This is a genomic window from Dactylosporangium sp. NPDC000555 (genome assembly GCF_040300025.1).
GTDB lineage: Bacteria > Actinomycetota > Actinomycetes > Mycobacteriales > Micromonosporaceae > Dactylosporangium.
Genome location: NZ_JBEPDB010000061.1, coordinates 1 through 12,734, shown reverse-complemented (window position 1 = coordinate 12,734; position 12,734 = coordinate 1). Strand labels below are relative to the sequence as shown.

Annotated in this window: 16 protein-coding genes; 12 read left to right on the top strand and 4 right to left on the bottom strand. The window is 68.8% G+C overall.

The annotated features are described in order from the left end of the window. The first annotated feature begins 101 nt into the window (after nt 1-101). From ABT297_RS29710 to ABT297_RS29700, 3 genes are all read left to right on the top strand, one after another. Nucleotides 102-650, top strand: a complete 549-nt coding sequence (locus tag ABT297_RS29710; RefSeq protein WP_350555579.1) for a DUF1707 SHOCT-like domain-containing protein — start codon at nt 102-104, stop codon at nt 648-650. A 97-nt stretch (nt 651-747) separates the two neighbouring features. After that, complete coding sequence (locus tag ABT297_RS29705) at nt 748-921, top strand: hypothetical protein (protein ID WP_350555577.1); 174 nt, start codon at nt 748-750, stop codon at nt 919-921. Between the two features lie 681 nt (nt 922-1,602). Next, nucleotides 1,603-2,076 (top strand): hypothetical protein, encoded by a 474-nt coding sequence (locus ABT297_RS29700; RefSeq protein WP_350555575.1) that lies wholly within the window; start codon nt 1,603-1,605, stop codon nt 2,074-2,076. Between the two features lie 108 nt (nt 2,077-2,184). On the opposite strand, the gene ABT297_RS29695 is transcribed toward ABT297_RS29700, so the two are convergent. Then, complete coding sequence (locus ABT297_RS29695) at nt 2,185-2,544, bottom strand: tautomerase family protein (RefSeq protein WP_350555573.1); 360 nt, start codon at nt 2,542-2,544, stop codon at nt 2,185-2,187. Between the two features lie 2 nt (nt 2,545-2,546). Here ABT297_RS29695 and ABT297_RS29690 point away from each other — a divergent pair, with 2 nt between their 5' ends. Beyond that, on the top strand, nt 2,547-2,711 hold the full coding sequence (locus ABT297_RS29690) for a hypothetical protein (RefSeq protein ID WP_350555571.1): 165 nt from the start codon (nt 2,547-2,549) through the stop codon (nt 2,709-2,711). Nucleotides 2,712-3,085: 374 nt separating this feature from the next. On the opposite strand, the gene ABT297_RS29685 is transcribed toward ABT297_RS29690, so the two are convergent. Together ABT297_RS29685 and ABT297_RS29680 are read right to left on the bottom strand one after the other, a co-directional pair. Further along, the gene (locus tag ABT297_RS29685) at nt 3,086-4,204 is read right to left on the bottom strand and encodes an NYN domain-containing protein (protein ID WP_350555569.1); all 1,119 of its coding nucleotides are present in this window, start codon (nt 4,202-4,204) and stop codon (nt 3,086-3,088) included. Further along, a complete protein-coding gene (locus ABT297_RS29680) occupies nt 4,194-4,718 on the bottom strand; it encodes a hypothetical protein (protein WP_350555567.1) in 525 nt (174 codons plus the stop codon). Before ABT297_RS29680 ends, ABT297_RS29685 begins: the two co-directional genes overlap by 11 nt. A 168-nt stretch (nt 4,719-4,886) precedes the next feature. Here ABT297_RS29680 and ABT297_RS29675 point away from each other — a divergent pair, with 168 nt between their 5' ends. The 5 genes from ABT297_RS29675 (at nt 4,887) to ABT297_RS29655 (ending at nt 8,194) form a co-directional block, all read left to right on the top strand. Further along, a complete protein-coding gene (locus ABT297_RS29675) occupies nt 4,887-5,867 on the top strand; it encodes a sensor histidine kinase (protein ID WP_350555565.1) in 981 nt (326 codons plus the stop codon). Next, nucleotides 5,864-6,502: a response regulator gene (locus tag ABT297_RS29670; RefSeq protein ID WP_350555563.1), complete on the top strand. Its 639-nt coding sequence runs from the start codon at nt 5,864-5,866 to the stop codon at nt 6,500-6,502. The genes ABT297_RS29675 and ABT297_RS29670 overlap by 4 nt, the downstream gene beginning before the upstream one ends. 305 nt (nt 6,503-6,807) lie before the next feature. After that, complete coding sequence (locus ABT297_RS29665) at nt 6,808-7,017, top strand: hypothetical protein (RefSeq protein ID WP_350555561.1); 210 nt, start codon at nt 6,808-6,810, stop codon at nt 7,015-7,017. A 477-nt stretch (nt 7,018-7,494) separates the two neighbouring features. Then, nucleotides 7,495-7,950, top strand: a complete 456-nt coding sequence (locus tag ABT297_RS29660; RefSeq protein ID WP_350555559.1) for a cupin domain-containing protein — start codon at nt 7,495-7,497, stop codon at nt 7,948-7,950. Next, entirely contained in the window at nt 7,913-8,194 is a 282-nt protein-coding gene (locus ABT297_RS29655; RefSeq protein WP_502885668.1) for a type II toxin-antitoxin system Phd/YefM family antitoxin, read from the top strand. Before ABT297_RS29660 ends, ABT297_RS29655 begins: the two co-directional genes overlap by 38 nt. 260 nt (nt 8,195-8,454) lie before the next feature. Here the strand turns inward: ABT297_RS29655 and ABT297_RS29650 are convergent, their stop codons facing one another. Next, on the bottom strand, nt 8,455-9,198 hold the full coding sequence (locus ABT297_RS29650) for a TetR/AcrR family transcriptional regulator (protein ID WP_350555557.1): 744 nt from the start codon (nt 9,196-9,198) through the stop codon (nt 8,455-8,457). A gap of 79 nt (nt 9,199-9,277) precedes the next feature. Here ABT297_RS29650 and ABT297_RS29645 point away from each other — a divergent pair, with 79 nt between their 5' ends. The 3 genes from ABT297_RS29645 to ABT297_RS29635 are packed head-to-tail and all read left to right on the top strand — an operon-like array spanning nt 9,278 to nt 12,148. Further along, nucleotides 9,278-10,789, top strand: a complete 1,512-nt coding sequence (locus ABT297_RS29645) for an MDR family MFS transporter (protein ID WP_350555555.1) — start codon at nt 9,278-9,280, stop codon at nt 10,787-10,789. Further along, nucleotides 10,782-11,384 carry an NADPH-dependent FMN reductase gene (locus tag ABT297_RS29640; protein ID WP_350555553.1) on the top strand — a complete coding sequence of 201 codons (603 nt, stop codon included), beginning with the start codon at nt 10,782-10,784 and terminating at the stop codon, nt 11,382-11,384. The genes ABT297_RS29645 and ABT297_RS29640 overlap by 8 nt, the downstream gene beginning before the upstream one ends. After that, complete coding sequence (locus ABT297_RS29635) at nt 11,318-12,148, top strand: SDR family oxidoreductase (RefSeq protein ID WP_350555551.1); 831 nt, start codon at nt 11,318-11,320, stop codon at nt 12,146-12,148. Before ABT297_RS29640 ends, ABT297_RS29635 begins: the two co-directional genes overlap by 67 nt. The last annotated feature ends 586 nt before the right edge of the window (nt 12,149-12,734 follow it).

Sequence of the window (12,734 nt, the reverse complement as noted above, 5' to 3'; positions counted from 1 at the left end):
GCCGACTCCCCGGGTCCATCGGGCCCGGGGAGTCGAGGTCGACTGTCCCGCGCGGCGGATCTGGGGCTGCGTTCGAGCGCTGCTCCTGGCATGCTCGCTGAGTGGACACCAGTGACCTCCGGGCCGGAGACGCCGACCGCGAGCGGGTGGCGCAGTGGTTGCGCACGGCGCTCGACGAGGGTCGGCTCAACCTCCATGAATACGACGAGCGGCTCCGGGAGACGTATGCGGCCAAGACCTATGCCGACCTCGACCGGTTGCTGATCGATCTGCCCGTGGCCGACCCGGCCACACAGGCACTCGACCTGCCGGCGAAATCGCGCGTCCTCGGCGGCGTGGACCAGCGGTGGCAGCGGAGTCCGGACGGTCACTACCCGGGCGCGACCCGCGCCTGGCTGGCGAACATGTGGCAGTCGTGGGCCAGGACCATCGCCATATGCGTCGGGATCTGGGGCGTCACGTCGGTGCTCTCCGGCGATCTGGGCTACTTCTGGCCCGGCTGGGTCGCCGGCCCATGGGGAGTCGTGCTCCTGGTCCAGACGATCACCGGCCTGATGAGCGGCGAGTCCCAGCGGTGGGCCGCGAAGCAGGCCCGCAAGGAGGCCGAGCGGGAGGTCCGCCGCCGGGCAAAAGGGGAATCCGAGAGCTGACGGCCCGCGAGCCTCGGCCCGGGGTGTACATCGCCCCTCCGACGGAATTGACCAACGCTGTTATGCTCCGAACACCGTCAGTACCAATCTCGACGAGATGGCGCGCAGTCTGGTGCTCGACGACGCGCAGCGGTCCGCGTTGCACAGCCTCCTGCCGGCCCTCGCCGCCTGGCGCCGGCGTCGGCAGACGGCGCCCGAGCCGACCGCGGAGGGACACGGCCTGCCGGTGGCGCCGGCCGCGCCGATGACGCCGGACGTTCCCGTCACCTGATCGCCCTTCGGAGACAAGCACCCGCAGTAACGCCCCGGACGGGTCGTCCGGGGCGTGCTCACGTCGGGTTAGCCATCGGGCCGCGTTACGAGATGCCGGCTGCACGTAAGGCCAAGGCGATTTCAGGCACGTCGAGTTCACCCCTGGCGATGCTCATGGTGAGCTTGTAGGCGTCGTAGCCGAAGACGAAGGTCTGTGGCCGCGCCGACGAGGCGTTGAGCAGCCCGATGTCGCGGACCTTCGGCTCGCCGCCCAGCGTGCGCTGCGCGATGTACAGCAGATCCTCAAGACTGAGGTGCAGCGTCGTTCGCCGAGCCGCCGGATTGCCTCCGAGTACGCGGGCAGGACCCGATTCAAGGCGCGGTCGATGAGCTCATGCTTACTGTGTCGCTCGATGTACTCTCGATGGCCTTGACCGCAACCGCCTGCATTGAGGTGCCCTCGTGCTCCGCGCGAACGCGCAGCGCGTTGGTCTGCTCATCGTCAAGCCGAAGCGTCATCGCCATCTCAGCCGGGCGCGGTTGCTGGCGGGCAAGTGGTTCGCCGTCGCCACGGTCGTCCCTGGCGGGATTCTCGGGCCGCTAGCGCCGGGTGGTGTATCTCCTGTTGCCCGTGCGGTCCGCCGCCCGGGCCGCGGCGTGATATGACTGCTGTCGGCGTCTGACCGGGGAGGCTGTTTCGATGCGTGGCGGTGCACTCGCCGTTGTCGCTGCGGTGCTCATGCTGGCCGCCGGGTGCGGTGACGAGCCGGACGAGAGCACGGCTCAGCCCGCGGCCACTTCGTCCCTAGCGACGTCGGCCGCCGCGTCTGTGCCGCCGTCGGTGAATGCGCAGGACTGCCCGGACGTCAAGGGTGTGCTCGACCAGTACTACCCGCTGTTCGTCGCGGTGCAGGGCAAGGTGCTCGAGTCGGTCAAGCGCAACGACCAAAAGACCGCGGCCGAGGGGATGCGGAAGGCGGACCAGCTCGTCAAGGAGTGGGCCGGGCTCGTCGAGCCGCAGGTGGCCAAGGTGAGCCAGCCTGACCTGCACGACGCGCTCGTGACGCTGCTCGACCAGTTGCGGCAGTACACCACCTCGAACGGGATGAACGCGGGCAACGTGACCAAGGCCGCCGACAACGTGAAGACGACGCTGGGCAAGGTCTGCGCCTGACACGGCGCGCGGGGGCGCCCTGCAGGAACACCTCGGTCAGCGCCGCCGCGGGCGACCGGCCATGGCATCGTGAGCCGTTGGTACACCAGCGCGATGACCTTCGTGTCCTCAGCTGCCCTTCAGCTCAGAGTTGTTGTCATTTTCTTGGCCAGTGGGGTGTATCTTGTCACCGCGACGGTTGCACATCACTCCACCGACTGCCCAGTGCTCAGCCGGTGTCTCTTGGATGATTGTCCATACGCCCTCGCGAACACCACCGCAGGTGCGGATGAAAGCCTCAGTTACCGCATCGCACAAGGCTGCCTTTTGATCCTCGGTACGTCCAGGAAACATCGTGATGGTGATGAGCGGCATCTTCGTTCCTCTCCCGTATGGCGTTCCGGTGCTGGTTACGTCTCTTGAGCGGCCCTGTCCACAGCCGGGCAGAAGGCCGGTCGATGTAAATCGAGCAGACCCCGTTCGTTGCACCCATGCAGGCGGTCAGCATCTTGTCCGAGGTGCAGGCCGTCGTAGCCGCCGCTGGCGAGCCGGCCGGCACGCTGGTGGCGGTGTCGACGCACGAGGCCGTCAGCGCCGCCGACCGCCAGGGCCCGCCGTCCGGCAGGCGCCAGCGCAGGGGGATCGACACGTGTTGACCTTAGCCGGTGGGCGCGCTTTGCGGCCGGCATGCACCGGCAGGTCTTCGCTCGATGACGCTCGCGGACGGCTTCCTCGAAGAGGCGTCAGCCGAGCCCTTACGCCAGCGCGGTCCTCCTGTCAGTCGTGCGACGCCCGATCGTCCGCCCCCGGCGGGCCCTGGACGGAGCCGCGCCGGCCGACCGGATCTGCGCGAACCGTGCGGCGATGGCGCCGCTGCCCCGATCGACACCGCGGTGATCGGCTGACGGCACGCGGTGCGGCTGCCCGAGACCACTACGTGCGACTACTCGGTGCACCCGGCCGCGGTCGGGTACCGGTCGAGGTGACCGCCGACCTGCGTCCGTCGATCCGTCGGGTGCGTCGGTGCGTATCACCTCGATGGATCCCGCTCACCACCTTGGCCGCAATGCCGGCAGGCGCTGCGACGGCGGAGGTGGTAGGCGTACGTCGCTCCGCCGAGGCCGGCGCTCCAGAGCAACCAGAAGATGCTGGGTATCTGCAGCGCCCAGCCGTGCCGGACGTTCGCGGTCCAGAGCATCATCAGCCCGGCAGGGACGAGGACGATGGAGACGATGGACGCCGGGACGACTGCGAGGGCGAGCGGTACCGGCTGGCCGGCCTTGAACCAGATCCACCGCGGGTAGATCTCGCCCCACCGGCTCACCAGGCCGTGGGTGAGAATGCCGCCCACCCCGGACGCGACCGCGCAGCCCAAGCCGACTTCCAGCATGCCGGGCGTGTCCTGCATCATCTTCAGGAAGGCCGGGCTGATCCCGAGGGGGTACCCGAGATACCAAGCCACCCTGGTGATCTCGTAAGGCAGCGGCGCCAGGCAGGCGACCGCCACCGCCCAGCGACCCCACCGCAGCAGCGTCTGCCGGGACGGGTCTCTCCCCGTCGCGCCGTGACGGCCGCAGTGCTGGCATCTGGCGCGTACCCGGCGCTGGTAGGCCAGCGTGGCCGCCGTCCACAGCAGGCCCCCGGCGAACAATATGATCAAGTTGGTGCGGTGCCAGTAGAGGATGTCGCCGATTCCGTCCTGCGCGCCCGGCACGCCGGTGAACGCGAAGACCAGCAGCAGCGGGCCGAACGCTACCAGCGCGATCATCGTGTAGTCCGGGATGAAGAGGGTCAGGCCAGCCGCCGCGATCCAGCCGACGGCGATCATCGCCACCGCACCGCGCCGGGAGCCGATGCCGCGGACCATCGCCAGCGCGATGACTGCTCCGAGCAGGCCGAGCACGGCCATGATCGGGGCGACCACCTCGGACCGGCTGCCCTCCAGTACCGAACCCGACCGGTGAGCCTGGTCGATCGGGGCGAACGGGAATCCACCGCCACCGGCTGTCCAGTACATGCCCAGCGAGCCGTACATCAGCGACCAGCCGGCGGCCGCATACCCCGACCAGGCCGGCCAGCGCCGCCACCACCTCGTCCGTCCGGCGATCCGTCCGGCGGTGGACGCGGGCCGGACCCGTTCAGCCAGCATGGACGGTGTACCCGCCGGTGAGGACCGGATAGCGGGGCTGGCCCGGGAACACCACGTCGAAGTCGATGCACTCCGTGGGTGGCCGCTCCGACCCGTTCTGCGCCTGGATGAACGACACCTGGTCTGGCTTCGCGTCCCGGTCGGTGATCTTCATGTAGAAGGCGTGGTTCTTCACCACTCCGACGCCCTCCGGCACGACCGCGGTGAACAGCGCGACGTTGCCCGTCACCTGCAGGCATGTCACCTCGGCCCACCCCTCGCCGCGCAGGGTGCCGTCCGGGCTCAGGTGACGGAACCAGAACCGCCCGTCGGACGACCCGTCGGCCGCGGTCGCCGCCAGGATCGCGAACCACACGCGGTCCCCCACCGTGTTGGGCTCGTCGAGCGTCACCTGACCGACGCCGGCCACCGCCGAGCCGGACACCGGATGGGCCTGCGCATTGCCCGGCCCGGCGAATGCCCCCGCCGCCGCGATGACCAGCAGCGCCGCCGCCCGCGTCATCAATCGAGACATGCCACTCCTTCGGGAATCGGCGGCTCACGTCGGCCGCCGCTTCACCAGCGTCGGCCGTCGCGGTGCGCGGAACCATCTGCCGATCTGGCGATCTACGGCCGGTCCGCCGGCGGTCCTCTGCCGATCGGCAGAGAGCGTTGGACGGCGGCGCCTGCCTAGGATTCGGTCATGCTGCGTGCCCACCTCGGCTGGATCGTCATGGCCGCCGGCGGCATCTCGCTGTGCGCGAGCCTGCTGGCCGGCCCCGGCAGCCCGGCGTATCTCCTCGCCGTCGTGTCGGGCGTCCTCGCGGTGCTGCTGGCTGTAGCGGTGCGGTGGGGTCCACACCGGCACATCGTTCCCGCCGCCCTGCTCGCCGGCTCCGCGACGGCGCTGTGGCTGTGGTCGATCGCCGACGGCCTGGCCCCGCTCGAACGCGCTGTCGCCTCGCTGGTCTGGACCGCGCCGGCGGGCCTGGCGCTCGTCGTCGGGGGCTACCCGCGGCTGACCGCCCACCAGCGGGCCGTGGACGTCGAACAGGCCCGTCAGGCGCAGCGCCTGCAATGGGCGCGCGATCTGCACGACTTCGTCGCCCACGACATCAGCGGCATCGTCGCTCAGGCCCAGGCGGCCCGTTTCGTGGCGGAGAGCCGGCCGGAGGCGGCCGGTGCGGCCCTGGAACGCATCGAGGCCGCCGGGCTGGCCGCGCTGGCCACGATGGATCGCATGGTCGACATGCTGCACGAACCGGACGGCCCGGCGGTGCGGCCGCTGCCCACGCTGGACGACCTGCCGGGGCTCGTCGACCGGTTCCGCGCCGCCGGCGACATCGACGTCCGGCTCGTCCAAGCCCCGCACCTGGCCGGGGTGCCCCGCGACACCGCGGGGATGGCGTACCGGGTCGTGGCCGAGGCGCTGACCAATGTCCGCCGGCATGCGGCGACGGCGAGGCGAGTGGACGTGTCCGTCACCGGTGACGCCTCGGGTGTCGAGGTACGGGTGCGTAACGACATGGCGAGCGCCGCGGCCCCGCGGCGGCGACCGGGCTCCGGCGGTCGGGGACTGGCGGGCCTGCGTGAGCAGGTCGTCTCCGGCGGCGGCAGCCTGGCCGCCGGGTCGAGCGGCCGTGACTGGGAGGTCGTCGCCGTGATCCCCGGGACTGTCACGTGACCACCCGCGTCCTGCTCGCCGACGACCAGCCCGACGTCCGCTGCGGCTTCCGCCTCGTGCTGGACTCCCAGCCCGACATCAGGGTGGTCGGTGAGGCCGCCGACGGTACCGCGGCCCTGGATCTGGCCCGCCGGCTCCGGCCGGATGTCGTGCTCACCGACATCCGGATGCCGGGTGTCGACGGTCTCGAACTGACCCGGCTGCTCACCGAGGCGGGCCTGCGCGTGGTCGTGGTCACCACCTTCGACCTCGACGAGTACGTCCACGGCGCGCTGCGCAACGGCGCGTGCGGCTTCCTGCTCAAACGATCGGGGCCGACGCTGCTCGTCGAGGGGGTCCGAGCGGCGATGGCCGGCGATGCCCTGATCAGTCCTCAGGTCACCGTCCGGCTGCTGCGCGCCGTGACGGTGGCCAGCCGGCCCGCCGGGCCCAATCCGCTGACGAATCGCGAGACCGACATCGTCCGGCTGGTCGCGCAGGGGCTGACCAACGCCCAGATCGGCGCCGAATTGTTCATCTCCGCAGGCACGGCCAAGACCCATATCGCCAACATCCAGGCGAAACTTGGGCTGCACAATCGGGTGGGCGTCGCCGCTTGGGCGTGGCGGGCCGGGCTGGCCGAGCCGCTGGCATGACCACAGGCTGATCCACACCAAGGTCAAGCGCTACGCCATGCTCAAGTGGGCGTACCAGCAGGCGTCCTCGGGCTGGTGGAACCAGCCCGGCGGGCCTCCAGCGGCGGGTGGTGATGGCAAACGCCTTTACGATTCGCTGAGCGACGACGCCTGACCTTTGGCGTGCACGTAGCCCGATGTCGGTCTGCTCAGCTCCACCTGGACCACGGTGCGGAAGGGGAAAGGGCGCACGAATGTCAACCGAACCGGAACCGGGCGTCGCGCCCGAGCATACGAGACCCCGCCATGCCAAGGATGATCCGATCATGATGACGGTCGACGGGCAGGACTTTCGCATTCGTGAGCGTGCTGAGAAGTCCGGCGAGTACGACTTCGACTGGCTCAGCGGGCCGCACGACTACGGCTTCGGGATCACCAGAGCTGACGGCTCCGCGATGCCCCTGCCTGAGATGGAACAGGCCATCCGCAATTTTCTCGCTGAGATCGACCCCGCCACCGGATACCTGAGGGAGTAGACGAGCGGGCATTACGCTCTGCGTCTGAGGTCATGCGAGTCATGGTAGGTCGTCGTGGCTCGATTGAACCGACGGACTCTTCGTCCCTAATTAGGCACAGGAATGGCAGTCGCCTGGCAATCACGGCAAAGCGGCTGGTCATGGCGTTGGCGGCTGTCGGTTTTCGTTGGTACGCGGCGCGGCTGCTCGGCCGTCCTGCTCCCTCGCTGCTCCCCACCGCCCGGCGAGCCGACGCTGGCACTCGGTTGCGTGAGGGTTCCGCTTCATCGCGTAGGCATGAGCCGAACCCGCAGTTTACAAGGCGCGATTCGGGCGCCGCTCAGATGGTGTGTGCTCCAGTTTTGCGGCCGGCTTCGCTGCGACCCGCCAGGGCCGGCCCGGTCTCCGAAGATAGCGGGCCCGGGCGGTAATCCTCGTGCCGGTGGTGACACAAGCAAGGGTGTAACCGTTTGCGGAACAGTCAGGAGCTCAGAGCCAATGGAGATCATCCGTGCCGTATGGAAGAGTCGAGCAGGTCCGAAGAACGGCTACAGCGGTGTGGTGTGGACCGGCGAGGACGTTGTCGCTATGGAGCCTTCCCGACTACGGGTGGTCAACGAACAGTTCAGCCCAGGCGCTCGGACCGCCTGGCGCCGCGACCCGTACGGTCAGATGCTCCACGTTGTGTACGGCGTGGGTCGCGTGCGGCGCCGCGGCGGTCCGGTGATAGAGGTCCGCGCCGGTGACACGGTGGTCGCTTATGCCGGCGAATGGCACTGGTATGGTGCCGCGCCGAACTCGTTCGTTGCGATGGTGTCGGCCCGCGAGGCTGGCAACGATGACGCTGAATGGGGCGCACATGTGAGCGACGCTGAATATCTGCTGGCACCGCGTACGGCGTCGATTCCGCGCCAGGATCTGGACCGGACAGTCGAGCGAGAGGCGTGTTGGTAATAGCCTGGGAAGGCAAACCCTGGCCAAGATGCTCGATCACGTCGTCGACGACGCCGAGGAGATCGTGGTAACCCGCTCGGGCCGCGAGGCTGCGGTGATCATCTCGCTGCGCGAGTACGAGTCGTTGAAGGAGACGGCGTACCTCATGGCCAGCCCTGCTGACGCCCGTCGGCTCAACGATGCTGTCGAGGAGCTCCGCAACGGCGGCGGCGCGGTACGCGGCAACTGGTGGCCGGAACCCTGAGGCCCCGCCGGAGGCAAAGGAGCGTGACTACCGTGATCCCGAAGGAGGGAAACGACACCGAACCTGCCACCCCCGAACTGGCGGCGGCCTAACATTCGCCTATATGGATCAGCGCGCCGTTCCCGAAGCATGCCTGCCACAGGGATTCGCCGGCTGAGAGGCTGTCGTGCGGGGTGACAGCTATAGCGCCGCCGACCAATGTCTGTTCGACATCCCGTCGATCCGTGAGCAGCTTGCCCGCGCGTCTCGGCGCTAGGCTCTCACCGCGTCGTCGTGTTGGGCAGGCCGGCGGCGATGCCGTTGAGCACGTGGTTGAGGCCGTACTGGAAGCGAGCATCAGGCGACATGTGCGAGAGCCGTCCTTCGCGGATGGTGCGGTTGAACATCTGGTACTCGCCGGACTCGACGACGTGCCGGACGTACGGTCCTACGTATTCGGCCATCCACTGCTTGCGGTCCATGCCGGTGTGCCGGGCGTGGTCCAGCCAGCCGATCTCGTCGCGGACCGCACTGGCGACGTAGTCGCCGACCATGCCGCAGAGGCTGGTCATCTCGTCAACGTGCAGGCCGAACCCGTCGAGGGCGCGCAACGCGAAGTCGTAGACCCGCAACGAGTTGGGGCCGAGCGTGGGGCGCCGGGCCAACGTGGCCTGCCAGGGGTGGCGCAGGCCGACCCCGCGGGTCTGGTGGGCCACCAGGGAAAGGTCCGTCCGCCAGTCCCCGCTGGCCTGCTCGGGCAGCGTGATCTCGCCGACCACCGCATCGAGCATGAGGTCGATCAGGTCGTCCCGCTTGGGAACGTACCGGTACAGCGACATGGCACCGGTGCCCAGCTCCTGGCCGATGCGGCGCATGGTGGTGGCGTCGATGCCTTCTGCATCGGCGATCTCGACAGCGACCCGGGTGATCTGAGCGCGGCTGTACCCGGGCCGCCGGCCTGGACCTGACCGCTCCACGTTCTCGGGCCGCATCCAGATGCTGACCTGTTGCTCGGCGATGGACATCACACTTCCTTTCTTGCGTACATCGTACCCGAATGGCTAGCGTTGTATTTCGGGTACGACGTACGCGATTGGAGGAGCCGTGAGTAGATCTCTACACGTGGGCCTGGTCGGGGTGGTCCTCGGCATGATTACGGCTCCGCTCGACGGGATGATGCTGGGGCCAGCGCTGCCGGTGATCGTGGGCGATCTGGGCGGCCTTCAATACTTCTCCTGGGTTGTGACGGCGTATCTGGTCGCCATGGCCGCCGCGACCCCGATCTGGGGGAAGCTCGGCGATCTGTACGGTCGCAAACGGGCGTACCTGTCAGCGATCGTGTTGTTCCTGCTCGGGTCCGGGCTGTCCGGGGCTGCCCAGGACATGACCCAGCTCATCGGCTTCCGGGCGGTACAGGGCCTGGGCGGCGGCGGGCTGATGGTGGGCGCCCTGGCGCTCATCGCCGAATTGGTGCCACCCCGTCAGAGCGGCCGGCTCATGGGCCTGTTCGGCACGATGATGCCCATCGCGTTCATCGCCGGCCCGCTGCTCGGCGGCTTGTTCGCCGACCATCTGAGCTGGCGGTGGGCCTTCTACGTCAACATCCCGATCGGTGTCGTCGCCGTGCTGCTCATCGCCGCCACGGTTCCGGCCGCGCTCCGACGGATCAAGCCCCGCATCGATGTCCCGGGCGTGACGCTGCTCACCGCCGCCCTGGTCGCGCTGAGCCTGCTGGCCAGCTGGGCCGGCAGTCGGTACGCCTGGCTGTCGGCGCCGATCGTCACGCTCGCCGTCGTGAGCCTCGCGGCTCTGGCGGCGTTCGTCGCCGTCGAGCGGCGTGCCGCCGAGCCGGTCGTCCCGCTGCGGCTGTACGGCGACCGCAACTTCGCCCTCGCCCAGATCCTGCGGCTGCTGGCCGGCGCCGGGATGATGGTGTCCGCCGTGTTCCTGCCCCAGTACATGCAGCTGGTCAAGGGGGCATCCTCGACCGCGAGCGGCATGTTGATCCTGCCGGCGATGCTCGGCATGGTCGTCGTGCTGATCGGCAGCGGCCAGCTCATCAGCCGCACCGGCCGCTACCGTGCCTACCCGATCCTCGGCGGCGCGCTACTGGCGGGCGGGATGTTCGCTCTGCTCGCCCTCGGGCCAGGCACCGGGCTGGCGCTCGCGTCGGCGCTGACGTTCTTCGGCGGCGCGGGCGTTGGGCTGCTGATGCAGAGCACGACGATCGTCACCATCAACAGCGCGCCGCCCCGCGACCTCGGCGCGGCCAGCGGCTCGGTCACGCTCTGGCACACCATGGGCGCCTCGCTGGGCGCTGCCGGGCTCGGCGCCCTCTACACCAACCAGCTACGCGACACGCTCAGTAGCCGCCTCGGCGTCTCAGCCGCCGGCCGGATCCTCGCCGACGGTGAGCTGACCGCCAGCGCCGTCCACCGACTCCCAGCCGCCGCGCAGGATGCCGTGCACGCCGCGGTCAGCAGCGGTGTCCACGCCATCGCCTTCGCCGGCGCAGCCCTCGGCGCCGTCGCGTTCGTGCTCGCCTGGCTCGTCCGCGAGACACCGCTACGGGAACGTCCCGCCTCTACCCCCGTTCTGGAGGAGACTCATGTCTGACAACCAACTGCGGCTGGCCGTCATTCTCGGCAGCGTCCGAGATGGGCGGATCGGCCCGACCGTCGCGAACTGGTTCGTCGGCGAGGCCGAGCGCCGCGACGACGTCTTGGTCGACCTTGTCGACCTGGCCGACGTACCGATCGGGTCGGCCGCGCCGACCATGACGCCGCCACCGCAGGTGCTGGCGGCACTGCACGAACTGACCCCGCTCCTGGACGCCGCCGACGCGTTCGTCGTGGTGACCCCGGAGTACAACCGCAGCTACCCCGCCGGGTTAAAGAACATCATCGACTGGCACAACACCCAGTTCCACGCCAAACCCGTGGCGTTCGTCTCCTACGGCGGAGTTTCCGGTGGCCTGCGCGCGGTGGAGCACCTACGGGCCGTCTTCGCCGAACTGCACGCTGTCACCACCCGAGACACGGTCAGCTTCCACAACGTGTGGGAACAGTTCGACGGCGACGGCAAGCCCAAAGACCCGAGGCGGCCCGCTGCCGCGGCCAACATCCTCCTCGAGCAGGTGACCTGGTGGGCACGAGCTCTCAAGGACGCCAGGGCCGCCTCCCCCTACCGGGCCCTGAGCACCGCACGATGAAAGGCGTACCAGAAATGGCGGCACTTGCTGGGAAGACGGCGCTGGTCACCGGCGGTAGCCGAGGAATCGGCCGGGCCATCGCCGAACGCCTCGCCCGTGACGGCGCCCGCGTCGGCGTGCACTACGGCAACAACGAGGCGGCTGCGAAAGAAACCGCCTCCGCGATCGAAGCCGCCGGCGGGCAGACGTTCACCGTTCAGGCCGAACTCGGCGTGCCCGCGGACGCCGAAACGCTGTGGGCCGTGTTCGACACGCAGGCAGACGGCCTGGACATCCTCGTAAACAACGCCGGCGTCCTCGGCGATCAAGCCGAGATCCAGAGCGTGACCGAAAGCGGCTTCGACCGTGTCTTCGCGGTCAACACGCGAGCCCCGTTCTTCATCACCCAACACGGGCTACCACGACTACGCGACGGCGGCCGGATCATCAACATCTCCACGATGCTGACCCGCGGCTTCGCCATGCCCCGGTCGATCGCCTACGCGATGTCCAAGGGAGCCCTCGATGTGCTCACCACGATGCTCGCCAAGCAGCTCGGCCCTCGCGGTATCACCGTCAACACTGTGGCGCCCGGTGTCATCGACACCGACATGCATCAGGGACGGCTCGTCGGCGACGCGTTGGCCTGGCTGTCGTCCCTGTCACCGATGGGCCGCGTCGGCACGCCCGAGGACGTCGCCGACACAGTGGCCTTCCTCGCCTCAGGCGACAGCCGTTGGATTACCGGCCAATGGATCGACGCCTCAGGCGGCACGCTGCTGTAGTCAGCGGGCATGCAACGTACTGCTTGAGATCATCACCCGCTGAACGGCATCCTCGCGTTGACCGATGTGCGGCGCCGGACGCACCCGGATCGCGGTAAGTCTTGGACGCCAAGACTGTCGGCTTGGAACTTACTCCGCAGCGACGCCAGGGCAGTGCGTACTTGGCCGCCGCGGGCGCTGTCAGGCGGCTGCCGCGATTCGTTCGGAGAAACTCGACGGGCGGTTGGAGAACGCCCACTCGTAGTGGTGCCAGCCGAGGACCTTGACCTGGTTGCCGACGATGTCCGCCGCGGTCAGTGGCGCCTCGGTTACCGTAGGTAGTGCTTCCGGTGCATCCCACGGCAGCGGCTGGACGGAGGCCGTACGCCGTCGGCCCCGTCCTGGGTGGCTCGTCGAGCTCTTGAAAAAAATTTGTTGGCCGGTTGTCGAAGTCGCCCTGTCCTGTTCGAAGTCTGTACGGAAGCGAGCCCCGCGACCCCAGCCAGATACCTGCAGGAGAGTTCCGTGCGCAAGATCATCGCCTCGACCTACGCCACCCTCGACGGCTACATCGACAACCCCCACGAGTGGTCGTTCCAGTACTCGA

Excerpts from the sequence above, each read along its gene's own strand:
- ABT297_RS29665 (WP_350555561.1), top strand. The coding sequence starts at position 6,808 with ATGATGACGGTCGACGGGCAGGACTTTCGCATTCGTGAGCGTGCTGAG.
- ABT297_RS29700 (WP_350555575.1), top strand. The coding sequence starts at position 1,603 with ATGCGTGGCGGTGCACTCGCCGTTGTCGCTGCGGTGCTCATGCTGGCC.
- ABT297_RS29680 (WP_350555567.1), bottom strand. The coding sequence starts at position 4,718 with ATGTCTCGATTGATGACGCGGGCGGCGGCGCTGCTGGTCATCGCGGCG.
- ABT297_RS29650 (WP_350555557.1), bottom strand. The coding sequence starts at position 9,198 with ATGTCCATCGCCGAGCAACAGGTCAGCATCTGGATGCGGCCCGAGAAC.
- ABT297_RS29690 (WP_350555571.1), top strand. The coding sequence starts at position 2,547 with ATGCAGGCGGTCAGCATCTTGTCCGAGGTGCAGGCCGTCGTAGCCGCC.
- ABT297_RS29685 (WP_350555569.1), bottom strand. The coding sequence starts at position 4,204 with ATGCTGGCTGAACGGGTCCGGCCCGCGTCCACCGCCGGACGGATCGCC.
- ABT297_RS29705 (WP_350555577.1), top strand. The coding sequence starts at position 748 with ATGGCGCGCAGTCTGGTGCTCGACGACGCGCAGCGGTCCGCGTTGCAC.
- ABT297_RS29660 (WP_350555559.1), top strand. The coding sequence starts at position 7,495 with ATGGAGATCATCCGTGCCGTATGGAAGAGTCGAGCAGGTCCGAAGAAC.
- ABT297_RS29675 (WP_350555565.1), top strand. The coding sequence starts at position 4,887 with ATGCTGCGTGCCCACCTCGGCTGGATCGTCATGGCCGCCGGCGGCATC.
- ABT297_RS29640 (WP_350555553.1), top strand. The coding sequence starts at position 10,782 with ATGTCTGACAACCAACTGCGGCTGGCCGTCATTCTCGGCAGCGTCCGA.